Annotated in this window: 13 protein-coding genes and 1 pseudogene; 9 read left to right on the top strand and 5 right to left on the bottom strand. The window is 71.9% G+C overall.

Annotated elements, in window-relative coordinates; genetic code table 11:
• Nucleotide 1: 1 nt before the first annotated feature.
• Entirely contained in the window at nucleotides 2-1705 is a 1704-nt protein-coding gene (locus tag AB0M59_RS28875) for an aldolase/citrate lyase family protein (protein WP_364621061.1), read from the bottom strand.
• A gap of 13 nt (nucleotides 1706-1718) precedes the next feature.
• Nucleotides 1719-2894 carry a DUF5624 domain-containing protein gene (locus tag AB0M59_RS28870; RefSeq protein ID WP_364621058.1) on the bottom strand — a complete coding sequence of 392 codons (1176 nt, stop codon included), beginning with the start codon at nucleotides 2892-2894 and terminating at the stop codon, nucleotides 1719-1721.
• A 164-nt stretch (nucleotides 2895-3058) separates the two neighbouring features.
• Between AB0M59_RS28870 and AB0M59_RS28865 the strand changes: the two genes are divergently transcribed.
• A complete protein-coding gene (locus AB0M59_RS28865) occupies nucleotides 3059-3289 on the top strand; it encodes a hypothetical protein (protein ID WP_364621055.1) in 231 nt (76 codons plus the stop codon).
• Between the two features lie 493 nt (nucleotides 3290-3782).
• Entirely contained in the window at nucleotides 3783-4247 is a 465-nt protein-coding gene (locus tag AB0M59_RS28860; RefSeq protein ID WP_364621052.1) for a MarR family transcriptional regulator, read from the top strand.
• Between the two features lie 4 nt (nucleotides 4248-4251).
• Here AB0M59_RS28860 and AB0M59_RS28855 read toward each other — a convergent pair whose 3' ends face one another.
• On the bottom strand, nucleotides 4252-5175 hold the full coding sequence (locus tag AB0M59_RS28855; protein WP_364621049.1) for a LysR substrate-binding domain-containing protein: 924 nt from the start codon (nucleotides 5173-5175) through the stop codon (nucleotides 4252-4254).
• 153 nt (nucleotides 5176-5328) lie between these two features.
• Here AB0M59_RS28855 and AB0M59_RS28850 point away from each other — a divergent pair, with 153 nt between their 5' ends.
• The 7 genes and pseudogenes from AB0M59_RS28850 (at nucleotide 5329) to AB0M59_RS28820 (ending at nucleotide 14028) form a co-directional block, all read left to right on the top strand.
• Nucleotides 5329-6504, top strand: a complete 1176-nt coding sequence (locus tag AB0M59_RS28850; RefSeq protein ID WP_364621046.1) for an amino acid ABC transporter substrate-binding protein — start codon at nucleotides 5329-5331, stop codon at nucleotides 6502-6504.
• 22 nt (nucleotides 6505-6526) lie between these two features.
• A complete protein-coding gene (locus AB0M59_RS28845) occupies nucleotides 6527-7411 on the top strand; it encodes a branched-chain amino acid ABC transporter permease (protein ID WP_364621043.1) in 885 nt (294 codons plus the stop codon).
• Nucleotides 7408-9210, top strand: a complete 1803-nt coding sequence (locus AB0M59_RS28840) for a branched-chain amino acid ABC transporter ATP-binding protein/permease (protein ID WP_364621040.1) — start codon at nucleotides 7408-7410, stop codon at nucleotides 9208-9210. The genes AB0M59_RS28845 and AB0M59_RS28840 overlap by 4 nt, the downstream gene beginning before the upstream one ends.
• Complete coding sequence (locus AB0M59_RS28835) at nucleotides 9207-9941, top strand: ATP-binding cassette domain-containing protein (protein WP_364621038.1); 735 nt, start codon at nucleotides 9207-9209, stop codon at nucleotides 9939-9941. Before AB0M59_RS28840 ends, AB0M59_RS28835 begins: the two co-directional genes overlap by 4 nt.
• Nucleotides 9938-10612: pseudogene (locus AB0M59_RS28830) on the top strand (response regulator transcription factor). The gene AB0M59_RS28835 and the pseudogene AB0M59_RS28830 overlap by 4 nt, the downstream one beginning before the upstream one ends.
• 51 nt (nucleotides 10613-10663) lie before the next feature.
• Nucleotides 10664-11863: a GAF domain-containing protein gene (locus AB0M59_RS28825; protein ID WP_364621035.1), complete on the top strand. Its 1200-nt coding sequence runs from the start codon at nucleotides 10664-10666 to the stop codon at nucleotides 11861-11863.
• 188 nt (nucleotides 11864-12051) lie between these two features.
• On the top strand, nucleotides 12052-14028 hold the full coding sequence (locus tag AB0M59_RS28820) for a CocE/NonD family hydrolase (protein ID WP_364621032.1): 1977 nt from the start codon (nucleotides 12052-12054) through the stop codon (nucleotides 14026-14028).
• Nucleotides 14029-14037: 9 nt separating this feature from the next.
• Here the strand turns inward: AB0M59_RS28820 and AB0M59_RS28815 are convergent, their stop codons facing one another.
• Both AB0M59_RS28815 and AB0M59_RS28810 read right to left on the bottom strand, forming a co-directional pair.
• Nucleotides 14038-14388 (bottom strand): helix-turn-helix domain-containing protein, encoded by a 351-nt coding sequence (locus AB0M59_RS28815; RefSeq protein WP_364621030.1) that lies wholly within the window; start codon nucleotides 14386-14388, stop codon nucleotides 14038-14040.
• A gap of 196 nt (nucleotides 14389-14584) precedes the next feature.
• A partial coding sequence (locus AB0M59_RS28810) for an amidohydrolase family protein (protein ID WP_364621027.1) occupies nucleotides 14585-15301 on the bottom strand: 717 nt, incomplete at its 5' end.

Genomic DNA, 15301 nt, shown 5'->3' with positions numbered 1-15301 from the left:
ATCAGTCCGCGTAGAAGAGCCGTCGAGGGGCTTCGACGAGGATCCCGTGCCGGTCCGCTTCCCCGGGAGCCCAGTCCGCCAGCAGGTCGAGCAGCTCGCCGGTGTCCCGCTGCCCGTTGGGCAGGTGGGGCCAGTCGGATCCCCAGACCAGGCGGTCCGGCCGCGCCTCGACCAGCGCGCGGCCGAGGTGCTCGACCGTCGACAGCGGCTTGTCCTGGGCGATCCGGTACGGCCCGGACAGCTTGACGTAGCCGTTGCCGCCGCGGAGGACGTCGAGCAGCTGGCCGAAGTCCGCTTCGGTCAGGCCGTCCGACGCCTTCATATATCCCATGTGGTCGATGACGAAGGTGTCTTCGAGCTGGGCCAGGAACGGCAGCAACGCCTTGACGACGGTGCCGGGGCTGTAGAACTGGAGGTGCCAGCCGCGCGGGCGGGTGTGCTCCGCCATCGCGCGGACGTAGGCGACCAGGTCCTCGACCGGCCAGTCCGCGCGCGCGAATAGGTCGAGCCGCAGCGCGCGGACGCCGGCTTCGTGGAACCGGTCGAGCTCGGCGCCGGTGATGTCGTCGCCGATCCGAGCGACACCACGGCAGCGGGGGCCGATCTTCCGCAGTGCGTCGAGCAGCAGCGTGTTGTCGGTGCCGTAGTAGGTCGGCTGGACCAGGACCATCCGGGAGATGCCGAGCCGGTCGGCGACCCGCAGGTAGGCCTCGATCGTGCCGTCGGGGAACGTGTAGAGCGGGTCCGGCACCGCGGGGTAACCGGGCTCGAACACGTGGAAGTGCGTGTCGCAGCTGTCCGCCGGAAGCCGGTACCACGGCAGTGTGTTCGTGTCGGCCGGGCGCATCGGAAGCGTGTGGGCGAACGGCGGTCGCATGGCTTCGTCCTCTTCGGTCGGTCGGTGGCGCGCGGCCGGGCCGAGCGCCTTGGTGAGCTGTTCGGCGCGCCGTGCGGCGCCTTCGTACAGCAAGCCGTTGTCGTTGCCGGTCATGACGAGCGGGCAGGCGCCCAGCGCCATCAGCTCCCGTTGCAGGCCGGGATCGCCGATCCCGCCGACCATCAGCAGCTTGCCGTGGTTCCGGCACGCCTCGGCGAGCGCGGCCACCGCGTCGCGGACCCGGTGGTCGCCGTACTGCCCCGGAACGCCGAGTTCGGCGGTGAAGTCGTTGGCCCCGAACGCGATCAGGTCGACCCCGTCGACCGCGGCGATCTCCCCCGCGTTCGCCACCCCGGCCGGGGTCTCGACGAGGATCTGCACGACCACGCGGGCGTCGAGCGCGCCGTTGAGCTCGCGGGCCGGCACGGGCCGCATGCCGGATTGCGGCACCATCGCGGTCTGCGAACGCACGCCGCGCGGCGGAAAGCGGCACGCGCGGGCGACGTCGCGGGCCTGCGCGGCGTTCTCGATCCGCGGGGCGATGATGCCGTTCGCGCCGCCGTCCAGCAGCCGGCCGATCATGCCGTACTCGCGTTCGGGCACCCGGACGAAGTCCATCAGGCCGGCCGCGGTCGCCGCGCGGCACAGGGCCGCCGCGGTGTCCACGGACATCGTGGAGTGTTCGAGGTCGATCATGACGCAGTGGTGCCCGGTCGCCGCCGCGAGGAGCACGACCTCACTGCTGCGAGCGCCCCGGACGGCCAGCATCAAGGTCAGCTCGCCGGCCGCCAGCCGATCGAGGAAGTCGTTGCCGCGCAAGTCGTCCATGCTTCCCGCCGGTTCAGAGGTGAGTGGGGTAGGTGACGCCGGTGAGGCCGGGGACGACGACGCGCGCCGGGTCCCAGCCCGCCGCGGCCAGCGCCGCCACGGCGACGTCGATCACGGCGCCGGAGAGCAGCTGCCGCGGGTCCTCCATGACGACCCGCAGCCGCGTGACCAAGGCCCGCATGTCTTCCGGCGACCGGACGACCGGCATCTCCCCGACCTCGGTGACCGCCGGGTCGGAGACGTCGGGGAAGGCGATCCCGGCCGGGCTGTAGCGCGGGTAGCCGTCGAACATCAGGCCGCCGAGCTCGACGGTCGCCCGGGTGGCGCACCACATGCTCCGCAACGGTTCTTCGAGCGCGGCGGCCTCGGACAGGTCGCCGTCGACCGGTGTCTCGAACGTGGGCGCGTGCGGCGCGAGGTACATCCGTTCGAGGGGCAGCCGGTGGTCCGAAGCACCGAGGATCATCGTCGCGACGCTGCTGGTGGTCCACGTGACGCCGGCGGTGGCCCGGCCCTGCCGGCCCGCGATGATCACCATCGCCTCGGCCCAGTCGATCCGCTGCGCCCGCAGCCAGCGGCCGATGCGGAAGCTGATGTCCAGCCCGGCGAGGAAGAACGTCGCCACCATCATGTGGTTGACCGGCACCGGGAGTTCGACGTCGCCGCCGCCTTCGAGGTAGTCCGACCGCAGCGTCTCCCAGCCGAGGTAGTCCTCGTCGGCGAGCGCGGTGGTGAGGTAGCGGGCGGTGACGGCGCAGGAATAGTCGACCAGGTCGGCGATTTCGCGTTCGCGGCCCTGGTAGGCCTCGACCGCGATGCGGTCACGCCACAGCGCGGCGGAGTTGGCGGCCCGGGTGTTCTTGGTTTCGGCGAGCAGGCGCTCCGCTTCGGCCCGCCAGGCCGGGTCCCGCAGCTCCGCCCGGAGGTAGACCAGGCTGGCCACCGCGGGGCCGAGGTGCGAAACAGCGGTCAGCTCCTTGAAGCCGCGAGGCGAGAGCCGGTAGCCCTCCACCACCGGTGGCTTTCCCCCGCCCGGGTACAACGCGAAGTCCGCGCCGGTCGCCACGACGAGCGGGGTGTCCCGCGTGTGCTCGGCGAAGGAGCGGGCGAGCCGGCGTCCGATGCCCTCGGGGTGGGAGGTGTACGTGGTGAACAGCCTGACCAGTTCAGGACTCTGGTGGGCGGTCATGCGGCAGCCACGATACCGACAGTTGTCACATCAACCTCCATCGTGACTTCCTTGCCATTGCTCAATTAGAAGTCCTTTTTCCGAGGCGACGCAAGTAAGGCGCCGTTACCATTCCCCGTCGTCACCGTTAGCGGAACTGACTCCGCGCGCGCTAGGCTTCGGCGGTGTCCGCTGATCCCCACCCCGTCACCGCCGCCGACGTCGACGTCGATGACACCGTCCGCTCGGCCGTCGCGACGCTGAACGAAGCCCGGAATGCCGACTGGGCGGCCAAGGCAGGCCCGCTGGAGTGGACCTGTTGGGAGACGGCCGAGCACATCGCCGACAACCTGTTCTTCTTCGCGGCGCAGCTCGGTCCCGGCCGCGCCAGGGACAGCGCGGTGCCGTTCGCCTGAGCGCGGCACCGCACCGGCGGGCCGGGCCTGGTCATCTTCGTCGACCGCGCCGGTGGGCCGGCCGGCCTGGTGCGGGTCGCGGCCGCGTGCGGCGCCCTCTTGACGGCCGTGGTTGCACCACGCCCGCGGAGGCCCGCGCGTTCCACGACGACGGCGTGCTGGACACGACGGGGTTCGCGGCGATGGGCGTCGCGGAGACCCTGGTGAACATGCACGACGTCGCCGGCGGGCTGGGTCTCGCCTGGACACCGCCGGCCGGCGTGTGCGGCCGGGTCCTCGCCCGGCTGCTGCCCGGCGCGCCGGCCGACACCGACCCCTGGCCGACCCTGCCCTGGGGGACGGGCCGCGGCGAGCTGCCCGGCCGCCCGCGAGTCACCGGTGGCAGTGGCACGGCGGTGCCTGACCGTGCCCGCCCTCGGCGGGTGACCGCCGGCCGGTGCCCGGGCGTCACCGCCCGGCCGGCACGGGCCTGGCGGCGGGTAACTTTGGCGTCATGGCCGCTTCCGCTGGACTCACCGCCGACGAGACCCACATCTGGCGCTCGCTGCTCAGGCTGTCGGACCTGCTCCGGTTCCGGGTTTCGGCCGACATGCGGGAGGCGTCGTACCTCTCGCCCGCCGACCACAGCGTGCTCCTGCACCTGGCCGAGGTCGACGCCGGGCGCATGTTGCAGCAGGAGCTCGCTTCGGCGATGTTCTGGTCGAAAAGCCGCATGTCGCACCAGCTGGCCCGGATGGAGGCCCGCGGATTGGTCGCCCGCGCGCCCGATCCGGCCTCGCGGCAGGTGGCTGTCTCCATCACCGCGGAGGGGCGGGCGGTGATCGAGGCCGTGGCGCCGGTGCACGCCGCGGCCGTCCGGCGGCACCTCCTGGACCGCGCGACGGCCGAGGAGCTGACGGTCCTGGTCCGGCTGGCGCAGCGGATCAAGGACGACGTGGACGCGGCCGTCCCGTACTGAGCGCCTAGGGCACCAGGGCCTGCACCGCGACGCGGCTGCCGGCACTGCGCACCGCGGACACCACGGCGGCGATCGACGGCGAATCCTCGTCGCCGTCGCGCATCAGCAACACGCTGTGGCGGAACGCGTCGACGTCCCGGAGCGCGACCCGCCGGAGCCCGTCGGCCCCGCGGCTCGACGGCGTCAGCTCGGGGGCGATCGTGATCCCCCACTCCGCTTCGACCAGGCCCAGCGCGGCCGCGACGTCGTGCACCGTCGCCGCCACCGCCGGCTGGAACCCCGCACTGGAGCAAAGCCCGAGGGTGAGCCGCCCCAGCGGGGACATCGGGCTGATGACCCACGACTCGGCGCTGAGGTCGGCCACCCGGCAGTCCGGCGCGGCCGCCAGCCGGTGCCGCCGCGACACGCACAGCCGGAGCGGGTCGCGGCTGAGCACGCACTGCCGCAGGCCCGGCTCGGCCGGCCCGGGGGCGGGCCCGAACCGGGAGACCACCACCAGGTCCAGCGTGCCCCGCCGGACCTCCTCCGCCCCCGTGCCGTCGGTGGTCGAAGCCAGCGTCAGCTCGAGCTTCGGGTGGCGCCGCCGGACGCCGGTGAGCGCGTTGCTCATCAGCGGCGGCCCCTCGCGGAACGGCACCCCGACGCGCAGTTCGCCGGCGATCTCGCCGGCACTGCGCTGCAGCGCCGCCTGGGCCGCCCGCAGCTCGACGAGGATCCGCTCGGTGTGCTCGAGCAGCGCCCGCCCGACCGGCGTGACGGTGACGCTGTTGCCGCTGCGCAGCAGGAGGGCCGTGCCTGCCGCCCGCTCCAGCGCCGAAACCTGCTGGGAGACCGCCGACCGGGTGTAGCCGAGCTCGCGCGCCGCGGCGGCGATGGTCCCGTGCGCGGCGACCGCACGCAAGGCGAGGAGCTTCTCGATGTCGAGCATGCGTCACATCCATTTACGGCGGCTGACCGAAAGCGTCACTCAAGTTTACTTGTCAACCAACTTAATGTCGAGTTGAGTTTTCCCATGGCCGATGTCGCTCAGGAGGAGTCCGTCATGGCAGGAAAATTTCTCCGGCGTTTCAGGATCCTTCGGGTGGCTGCCGTGGCCGCCGTTCTGCTCACGTCCGCGTGCGGTCTCTCCGCCGAAGCCCCGTCCACCGGGCCACTGGTCATCGGCATGTCACTGCCGCTGACCGGACCGGTCGCCGACCGGTCCAAGCCCGGCATGGAGGGCTACCAGTACTGGGCCGACGAAATCAACGCCGACGGCGGTCTGCTCGGCCGGCAGGTCCAGCTGAAGGTGCTCGACGACTCCTTCGACCAGCAGACCGCCATCTCCGACTACAACCGGCTCCTCTCCCAGGACAAGGTCGACCTGTTGCTGGGCACCTTCTCCTCCGACCTCAACCTCGCGGTCGCGCCGGTCGCCGAGCGCTACCGCTACCTCTACGTCCAGCCCTCCGGCGGCGCCGACGAAATCTTCGAGCGGAACTTCACGCACCTGTTCTTCGCGCAGCCGGCCACGACGCAGCGGCTGCCGAACCAGTTCGTGAGCCTCGTCGAACGGATGCCGGTCGCCGACCGGCCGAAGACCCTCGCGCTGGTCCAGGTCGACGACCCCAACACCAGCCAGGCCGCCGGGATCTTCGAAAGCAAGCTGGCCGCGCTCGGCGTCAAGACCGTTTACGACCAGACCTATTCCCCGGACGCCAACAGCTTCGACACGATCGCCAACTCGATCAAGCAGGCCGCCCCGGACCTGGTGATCAGCGGGGCCGTGGCGGGCGACGGCTCCGCGCTCGTGCGCGCGTTCCAGAAGATCGGGTTCTCGCCGAAGATGCTGTACCAGGAGAACTCGCCCACCGAGCCGTCGTACCCGCAGACGGTCGGCGCGGCCAACACCGAAGGCATCTTCACCCCGATCGCCTACAGCACCGAAGCCGGCTTCCCCGGGAACAAGGCGTTCGTCGACGGCTACACGCGCAAGTACGGGACACCGCCCGGCGAAGACGCCGCGAACTCCTACACCGCCGGCCAGGTGCTCGCCGCCGCGGTCAAGGCGGTCGGCCACCTCGACCAGGACGCGATGGCGGCCTGGCTGCACGGCAACGCCGTCCCGACGATCTCCGGCGAGCTGCGCTGGGACGCGACCGGCCGCCCGCAGGGCGAGCTGCTGCTGGGGCAGTTCCAGGCCGGCGCCATCAAGATCGTCGCGCCCGCGCCGGCCGCGACCGCACAACCCGTGCTCAGCAAGCCGGACTGGCGCTGACGCACCGACCGAAGGGGTTCTCGTGCTTCTCCTCGTCCAGACGCTCGTCCTGGGTCTGCTGGCAGGCGGCGTCTACGCGTTGATGTCGTCGGGGTTCACCCTGATCTTCGGGGTGATGAAGGTGCTCAACCTCGCGCACGCCGCGACGATCGTGCTCGCCGCGTTCCTCACCTGGTGGGTGTGGCGGCGCACCGGCCTCGACCCGCTGCTCGTCGGCGTGCTGGTGTGCCCGCTGATGTACGGCGTGGGGTGGCTGCTCTACCGCGGCGTCGTCGCCCGGGTCCAGCGGATCGACCACGAGCTGACCCTGGTCGCCTCCTTCGGCGTCGCGACGGCCCTCGGCGGCGTCATGGCCCTCGTCTGGGGCACCGACGCGAAAGCGGCGACGCCGTCGTACTTCAACGGCTCGTTCCGGATCGGCGAGCTGGTGGTGCCGACCGCCCAGCTGTACGCCTGCGCCGGGGCGGTGGTGCTCCTGCTCGGCCTATATGGCCTCCTACGCGGAACCTTCGTCGGCAAGGCGATCCGCGCCTGCTCCGCGGACCGCGACGGCGCGGCGCTCGTGGGCATCGACGTCGAGCGCACGATGACGCGGATGTTCGCGATCGGCGTCGCGACGACGGGATTCGCCGGGGCCGCGCTCTCGGTGCTCTACCAGTTCGTCCCGGACTCGCATTTCGCCTGGATCGGCCGCGTCCTGTGCGTCGTGATCCTCGGCGGCCTCGGCAGCTTCGCGGGCGCCGGCCTCGGCGCGGCGATCCTCGGGGTGAGCGAGGCGCTCACCGCGTCCTATATGGACACCCGGTGGGCGACGACGGTCCCCTACCTGCTGATCGTCGCGCTGCTGCTGGTCCGGCCGCAGGGCCTGCTCGGCGGGCGCGGGCGTATGGACGGGGCGCTGGCATGACCGGCCGGATCCGCCGGCCGGCACTGGCCGCGGCGGTCGTGCTCGTCGCCCTCGTCCCGCTGCTGACGCCGGACGCCTACGTCCACAACGTCCTCATCCTGACGTTCCTGGTTGCCGTCGTCGCGTCCGGCTGGAACATCATGGCCGGCTTGACCGGGTACATCAGCCTCGGCCACGGGATGTTCGTCGGGGTGGGCGCCTACACCGGCGGCATCCTGGCCACGGCCTGGGACGTTTCGCCGTTCGTGGTGGCGCCGCTGGGCGGGGTGACCGCGGCGCTGTTGGCCGTCGTGCTCGGCCTGCTCACCCGCCGCACGCGCGGACCGGCGTTCGTGATCGTGAGCTTCGCGGTGCTGGAGCTGCTCGGCCTGCTCACCCGGAATTGGGCGTCGGTCACCGGCGGCAGCCAGGGGCTCCCGATGCCGCTGCCCACGTGGGACGTCCGGTTCCACAACTGGCCGTTCTACTACGCGCTGTTCGCGCTCGTCCTACTGAGCGTCGGGCTGACCGTCGCCATCCGGCGCTCGAAGCTCGGGCTCGGCCTGCTGGCCATCAAGGACGACGAGGACAAGGCGTCGGGCATCGGCGTCGTCACGTCCGTCTATAAAGGACTCGCCTTCGTCGCGAGCGCGGCGCTCGTCGGCGTGGCCGGCGCGGTCTACGGCTACTACGTCAGCTCCCTGTCGGTGAACACCATGTTCGACATCGTGCTCAGCATGCAGGTCGTGCTGGCCGCGCTCCTCGGCGGCCGCGGCACCGTCTGGGGTCCGGTGCTGGGCGCCTTCCTCGTGGTGCCGCTCACCGAAGCGACGAACACGACCCTGGGCGGCGCCGACGCCGGGGCCATCCGGCTCATCCTGTTCGGCGGGCTCGTCCTCGGCGTCGCCCTGCTCCTCCCCCGCGGCATCCTTCCCACCGTGCGGAACGCGCTCATGCGCCGGCGCGGGGAAACCGGCCGCACCGGTGCCCGCCTCGACGACACGCCGGTCCCCGCCGCCCCACCGCGGCGGCGGCCACCGTCGACCGCGCCGGACGCGCTCCGGGTCTGCGGCGTGACCATGCGCTTCGGCGGCTTGACCGCGCTGGACGACGTGACCTTCACCGTCCCGCGGAACTCGACGACCGCGTTGATCGGCCCCAACGGCTCCGGGAAGACGACCCTCTTCAACGTGATCGACGGAACCTACCCGGCCGCCTCGGGAACGGTCGAAGTCGGCGGCGTGCCGATCACCCGGGCCACCCGGCCGCGGCGGGCGTTCCTCGGCCTCGGCCGCACCTACCAGCTGCCACGCCTGTTCGGCGAGCTGACGGTGCTGGAGAACGTCGCCGCCGCCTGTGCCGAGTTCGAGCTCTGGCGGCTCGCCCGCAGCGCGATCTCGGGCCCGGAGGCGGCGCGGGCACTGGAGCTGCTCGAGTTCGTCGGCCTGCGCGCCTACGCCGACGCGAAGGCCACCGACCTGTCCTACGGGCAGCGCAAGCTCGTCGAGCTGGCCCAGGTGCTGATGCTCGACCCCGACGTCATCCTGCTGGACGAACCGGCCGCGGGCATCAACCCGACGCTCCTGCGCCGCCTGTCCGGCCTGATCCGCGCACTGAACGCCGCGGGGAGGACCTTCGTGATCGTCGAACACGACATGCAGTTCGTGCTGTCCCTGGCCGGCCAGGCCGTGGTGCTCGCCCGCGGCCGGGTGATCGCCACCGAGTCCCCCGCCGAGGTCGGCTCCGACCACGCAGTGCTGGAGGCCTACCTGGGCGACGACTTCGTCCTGGCGCCGGACATGACGGGATCCGAGCGATGATCCGCCTGGAGTCGGTGTACGCGGGCTACGGCGGCGGCGACGTCCTCCGGGGCACCGACCTCGAGATCCGGCCGGGCGCCGTCACCTGCGTCGTCGGCCCGAACGGGGCGGGCAAGTCGACCGTCCTGCGCACGATCAGCGGGTTGCTGACCCCGCGCGAAGGCCGGGTCCACCTGGGCGACCGGATGCTGAGCGGGCTCACCCCGGCGGCCGTCATCGAGGCGGGCGTCGTCCAGGTCCCCCAGCAGGGCGGCCTGTTCGGCCGGCTGTCGGTGCGGGACAACATGCTCCTCGGCGGCTACCCGATCCGCCGGGACCAGCCCCGGCTCCGCCGCCGGCTCGCCGAGCTCGGTGAGGCCTTCCCCATCATCGTGGACCGGGCGCGGGACAAGGCGTCCGACCTGTCCGGCGGCCAGCGGCGGATCGTCGAGTTCGCGCGGGCGCTGGTGACCGAGCCGCGCGTGGTCCTGCTCGACGAGCCGACGCTCGGGCTCGACCCGAAGGCGTGCGAGACCGTGTTCGAAACCACCCGGCTGCTGCGGGACCTCGGCGTCACCGTCCTGATGGTCGAGCAGAACGTCCGCTTCGGACTGCGGCTGGCCACCGACGGGATCGTGATGGAGAGCGGCCGCGTGCTCCTCGCCGAACCCGCCGCCGACCTCCTCGCCCGGCCGGACATCTCGGAGCTGTTCTTCGGCTCGGGCCCGCGCGCGGCGGCCGAGCGCGAATGACCGGCCGGATCCTCGTCGTCGACGACCACCCGGTGGTCTGCGACGGCGTGCGGCTGCTGCTGCGCTCGGACCCCACGCTGTCCGTCGCCGCGTCGGCGGAGTCCGGCCGCGCGGCGATCACCCGGGTGCGCGAGTTCGAACCCGACATCGTCCTGCTGGACCTGCGGTTGCCGGACATGCCGGCCACCGACGTGATCTCCCGGATCCGGTAGGCCACCCCGAAGGCGCGGATCGTGGTCTTCACGGCCTACCCCGACCACACCGCGCTGAAGTGCGCCCTCGACGCCGGCGCCGACGGGGCGCTGCTCAAGGACATCGCCGGGATCGGGCTTTCCTCGGCGCTGCGGCGGGTCCTGCGGGGCGAACGCGTCGTCGACCCCAGGATCGCCGACGCCGAGACCCGCCGCTCGGGCGCGCTGGCCCGGCTGGGCCTGGCCCGCCGCGAGTACGAAGTGCTGCGCCTGGCCACGGAAGGCAAGACGAAGCCCGAGATCGCCGGGTCGACCGGCCTGACCCGCAACACCGTCAAGACTTACCTGCAGTCGACGTTGCACAAACTCGGGGCCAGGAACCGGGTCGAGGCCATCACCAAAGCGGCGAGGCCGGGCTGCTGTGACCGGGCACCCCGGGCGGCGCATTTTTTCCCGGGACCGTACCGCGAAATGTGTTGACATGTACACCAGCTGTTTCTTCGCGACGTATTCGTGTGCCATCGTGGGGCGATGCGGTCACGGAAGTCCTCGAACCGGCGCTCCCTGGAACAGTTCACCGCGCTCGACGCGCTTCTGCGCGAGCGGGCGGGACTCCTGGCGGTGCTGGACCGCATCGCGGTGCTGCACGGGACCGCCCAGCTCGTCCGCGCGGCGGTGGGCGCCAGTTCCGGGTTCGTCGCCGAGCTGACGGCGCCCGACCGCGCGATCGTCCGCTGGATGTCGGGAGCGCGCACCGAGCAGCTGCGCGACCTCGTCGTCCCGCTCGGGCAGGGCATCGGCGGCAAGGCCATGGCGCTGGGAACCGTCGTGCGGGTCAACGACTACCTCGCGTCGTCGTCGATCACCCACCACTTCGACGACGAGGTCCGCGACGAGGGCCTGGGCGCGATGCTCGCCATCCCCATCGTGGACCAGCGCGGCCTGGAACCGCACACCATCGCGATCGCGTACGCCGGCATGCACGGCTCTGCGCCCTTCGGCGACATCGCCGTCGAGCGGATGCGCGCGGTCGCCGGTCAGGCGGCGGCGGCCGTGCGCATCGCCGACGCCGCCGAACTGACCAAAGTGGACGCCGTGTACGCCGAACGGCGGCGCATCCAGGACTCCCTGCACGACTCGGTGGGGGCGATACTCTTCGCCATCGGCGCGCAGATCCAGGCTCTCCAGGACGAAATGGCCGACCAGCCCGGCCTGAGCAGCAACCTGCGCCGCCTCGAGTCCGACGTCTCCGCGGCCACCTCGGCGCTGCGCGAGTCGATCCTCGCACTGGAGGACGCGACGCCGGCACGCGCGCTGCCGATCGAGATCATGGAGCACACGCGGTCGTTCGAACGCCGGACCGGCGTGTCCGCCCGGTTCGTCGAGCTGAGCGACGTCCCGCCGCTCGACCGGGAACGCACCGCGGTCCTGCTCGCGGTGCTCCGGGAAGGACTCGTCAACGTCGAGAAGCACGCCAAGGCGCACGCCGTCATCGTCAGCCTCGGCTCGTCGGACGACGGCGTCCACCTCGCGATCGCCGACGACGGCGCGGGTACGCGGGAAGCGGGCATCCCGGGAACGCGCCTGGGCCTGCGCTCGCTCGCGCGGCGCGCCGCCAGGGTCGGCGCCACCGTGCAGCTGCTAGGCAACGAAGACGAAGGCTGCACGCTGCGCGTGTGGCTCCCGGCCGTCAACGGCCCGGCACCGGGACCGGCCCGCCGAATCCGCTGAGATTCAATTCTTCTCTCCATCCGGAGGTGTACATGTCAACGACGCGCCTCCACAATTGCGGGGATGGCCTGCCGGCCCGCTCCCGGCGGGCGCGCACGTCACCCGGTTCGCGGGTCCCAGCGCGCGTACTCACCGAGTACCCACCCGGACCGGCGTTTCGCTTCTCTCTTGTGAACGAAGGAGTTCGCATGAGGAAAGCCACCTCAGCCCGCCGCGGCCGGTGGCCGGCCGGCTCGTGGCGGCGGCACTGCTCGCGCTGGCCGCGGTCACCGTCGTCCCGGACCCCGGCCGAGGCGAGCTGGCTGCCCCAGCCGGCACCGGCGGCCTACGGGCACAGCGAGCCCGTGGCCGCCTCCGTCACGATGGACGACGGCGTCGTGCTGTCCGCGCAGGTCGTCTACCCGACCGACTTGGTGACCGTTGCGCGCGCACCGGGGACCTTCCCCGTCCTGCTCACCCAGAACCCGTACGGAACTTCGCGCGACCCCACGACGGCCGGCGGCTACTTCGTCGAGCGCGGGTACATCTACATCGCCGCTTCGATCCGGGGCACCGGGACGTCTGGCGGCCAGACGGGCTGGTTCGGCGCGCGGCAAGGTCGCGACGGCGCCACCCTGGTCTCCTGGGCCGCGCACGCCCTCGCCGGCTCCGACGGCAACGTCGGCCTGGACGGCTGCTCGTACCTCGGCGTCGACCAGTGGTACACCGCGGCCGAGGTCGGGCCGGGCTCGGCGTTGAAGGTCATCGCGCCGTTCTGCACGGACTCCGAGATGTACAACGACCTCGCGACGGTGGGCGGGGTGCCGACGAGCTTCATCGCGTCGATCGCCCGGGCCCTGCCCCGCGGGCCAGCGGACAACGCGCAGACCGACCCCCTGTCCGGCACGGTCAACGACCTGAAGAACGGCGGCGCCCGGTCGTACGACAACGAGTACTGGCACCGGATCGATGTCCAGCAACTGATGCCGCGCATCGTCGCGAACGGCGTCCCCGCGCTCAGTGAGGCGGGCTGGAGCGACCTGTTCCCCGGCGGCAACATCGGTGCCTACGTCGCCGCCCAGAACGCGTCATTCGGCCGCCCGGTGACCGCACCGATCGCGGCCGGGCAGCGGGCGACCGGCCGCTACCAGGCGATCGTGGGGCCGTGGACGCACGGGAACGAAGATGTCCTGGCCAACATCCGCAAGGAATGGTTCGACACGTGGCTGAAAGGTCGGCCGACCGGGATGGCCGACACCGCGAAGCCGTTGCACATCTTCCAGAACGGCGGCAACCTCTGGGTCGACACGGCGGCTTGGCCGCCAGCGACGAGCACCGGCACGTACTACCTCAACGCCGCCGGTTCATTGACGCCGACGCCGCCGGCCACCACCGGGGCCGACACCCTCTCCTACGCCAACCCCGACCGCCCGCTCACCTACACCACGGCGCCGCTGACCCGGGCGAGCGTGCTGGACGGCCCGATCGACGTCCATCTGTTCCTGAGGTCGACCACGCGCGACGCGTACGTGGCGGCGACCGTGAACCTCGTCTCGCCGTCCGGCGTGGCGACCAAGGTCTCCGACGGCGGGCTCCTCGCGAGCATGCGTGAGCTCGACCCCCGGCAGAGCTGGTACGGCCGGGGCGGCGCGCTGATCAAGCCGAGCCATCCGTTCACCCAGGCGAGCCGGCTGTCCAGCACCACGATGCTGTTCGTCGGGATGGTCGGCGCGGTCGCCTGGGGCATCTTCACGCTGCTGGCCGGCCGCTGGTCGGACACGTGGGGTCAGCGGCGGACCTACCTCGTCGGCACCCTCGCACTGGCCGCGTGGACGTTCCCGTTCTTCCTGCTGTTCGACACCCGGTCCGTCCCGCTGCTGCTCCTGGCGGTCGTCGTGCTGGCGTTCGGCCTCGGCCTGACCTACGGCCCCCAGGCGGCGGCGTACGCCGAACTGTTCCCCACCGCGATCCGCTACAGCGGGGTCTCGTTCGCCTACGCCTTCGGCGCCGTCCTCGGCGGCGGCTTCGCCCCGCTGGTGGCGGCGTGGCTGGTGGGCCTGACCGGAACTTCGCTGTCCGTCTCGGCCTACATGCTCGTGGCCTGTCTGGTCACCCTGGCGGCGGTGCTCGCGTTGCGGGAGCGCCCGGCGGCGGAGCGGGAAGCGTTCGTCGTCGCCACGGACTGACGGCCCGGCTCAGTCCGCCGGGCCGTCAGTCCGTGGCGATACCGTCCACGGCTCAGTCTCTCGGTCCGTCGGCCTGGTCGACGACGCGCAGGCGTTCAGCGCCGTGACGATCTCGGCCAGGTCCTGCGGGCTGCGCAGCGAGCGGCCGGTGAGGTCTTCGATACGCCGCAGCCGGTAGCGGATCGTGTTGGCGTGGCAGTGCAGCACTTCGGCCGTGCGGCCCGGCGAACCGTCGTTCGCGCACCAGACCCGAAGGGTGCGGGTCAGCACGGCGCTCTCGTGCGGCTTGAGCTCCAGCAGTGCCCCGAACACCTCCCGGGCGACCCGTTCCGCCTCTGCGGGTGCCGCGCTGACCAGCATCGCCAGTGGCGTGGTGTCGTACTGGACGACCCTGCGCCCCCGGTGGCTGAGGGTCGTTAGGGCGATGCGGGCGCCGTGGACCGCGCCCGGGGTGTCGCGCAGGTTCCCGAAAAGACCGCTGACGCCGATGTCGCGGTCGCCACGGCTTCCAGGTCGGCGAGGACGGCCGCTTTCGTGACCGCGGGACCGAGAACTATCAGGCAGGCCAGCGCGTCCGGCCGCCACCGACAGGTGGCCCGGACACCCCGGCGCTCGCCAGCCGGGCGAACATCGCCGAGAGCTGCAGCTCTTCCAACAGGTCGAGGTCGTCGTTGGACGCCGGGCCTTCGGTGCCGAGCCCGACCGCCACACCCGCGGCGCGCAGGTCTGCGAGCCACGCGAACCCGGAGGCGAGCTTCCCGTTCGAGCCCGGGCAGTGCGCGATCCCGGCGCCGTGCGCGGCGAGCAGCGTGATGTCCTCATCGGACAGGTGGATCGCGTGCGCCGCGAGCACGCGGCCGTCGAGCATGCCGAGCTTCTTCAACAGCCTCGGCACGGAACCGTGGGCTTCCCGGACGGTGATGTCTTCCGCCGCCCCTTCCGCCACGTGGATGTGGACGAGCGCGCCCCGATCCGCGGCCGATTCGGCGGTCGCGCGCAGGCCGTCTTCGGAGAGCATGTACGCCGAGTGCGGGCCGTAACCCAGCTCGATGCGCTCGCCCGGGCCGAAGCGGAGGCCGTCGGTGTCGATCCAGCGCTCGATCGCGGCCAGCTGGGCACGCCAGTCGAGGCCCGGCAGCTCCATCACCGGCGGCGCGACCAGCACGCGCCCGCCCGTCGTGAGGACCGCGTCGACCAGCTGCTCGCCTTCGAAGTACATCTCGGCGCTGGTCGTGACGCCGTGGCGCAGCATCTCGACCGAGCCCAGCAGCAT

It is taken from the genome of Amycolatopsis sp. NPDC051371, assembly GCF_040682155.1.
Classification (GTDB): Bacteria; Actinomycetota; Actinomycetes; order Mycobacteriales; family Pseudonocardiaceae; genus Amycolatopsis.
Note: the sequence above shows the minus strand (reverse complement) of the source record. Positions and strands in the feature narration are given on the sequence as shown.

Coding starts and splice junctions, on each gene's coding strand:
- AB0M59_RS28875 (WP_364621061.1), bottom strand. CDS start 1,705: ATGGACGACTTGCGCGGCAACGACTTCCTCGATCGGCTGGCGGCCGGC.
- AB0M59_RS28870 (WP_364621058.1), bottom strand. CDS start 2,894: ATGACCGCCCACCAGAGTCCTGAACTGGTCAGGCTGTTCACCACGTAC.
- AB0M59_RS28860 (WP_364621052.1), top strand. CDS start 3,783: ATGGCCGCTTCCGCTGGACTCACCGCCGACGAGACCCACATCTGGCGC.
- AB0M59_RS28855 (WP_364621049.1), bottom strand. CDS start 5,175: ATGCTCGACATCGAGAAGCTCCTCGCCTTGCGTGCGGTCGCCGCGCAC.
- AB0M59_RS28840 (WP_364621040.1), top strand. CDS start 7,408: ATGACCGGCCGGATCCGCCGGCCGGCACTGGCCGCGGCGGTCGTGCTC.
- AB0M59_RS28835 (WP_364621038.1), top strand. CDS start 9,207: ATGATCCGCCTGGAGTCGGTGTACGCGGGCTACGGCGGCGGCGACGTC.
- AB0M59_RS28825 (WP_364621035.1), top strand. CDS start 10,664: ATGCGGTCACGGAAGTCCTCGAACCGGCGCTCCCTGGAACAGTTCACC.
- AB0M59_RS28820 (WP_364621032.1), top strand. CDS start 12,052: ATGAGGAAAGCCACCTCAGCCCGCCGCGGCCGGTGGCCGGCCGGCTCG.
- AB0M59_RS28815 (WP_364621030.1), bottom strand. CDS start 14,388: ATGCTGGTCAGCGCGGCACCCGCAGAGGCGGAACGGGTCGCCCGGGAG.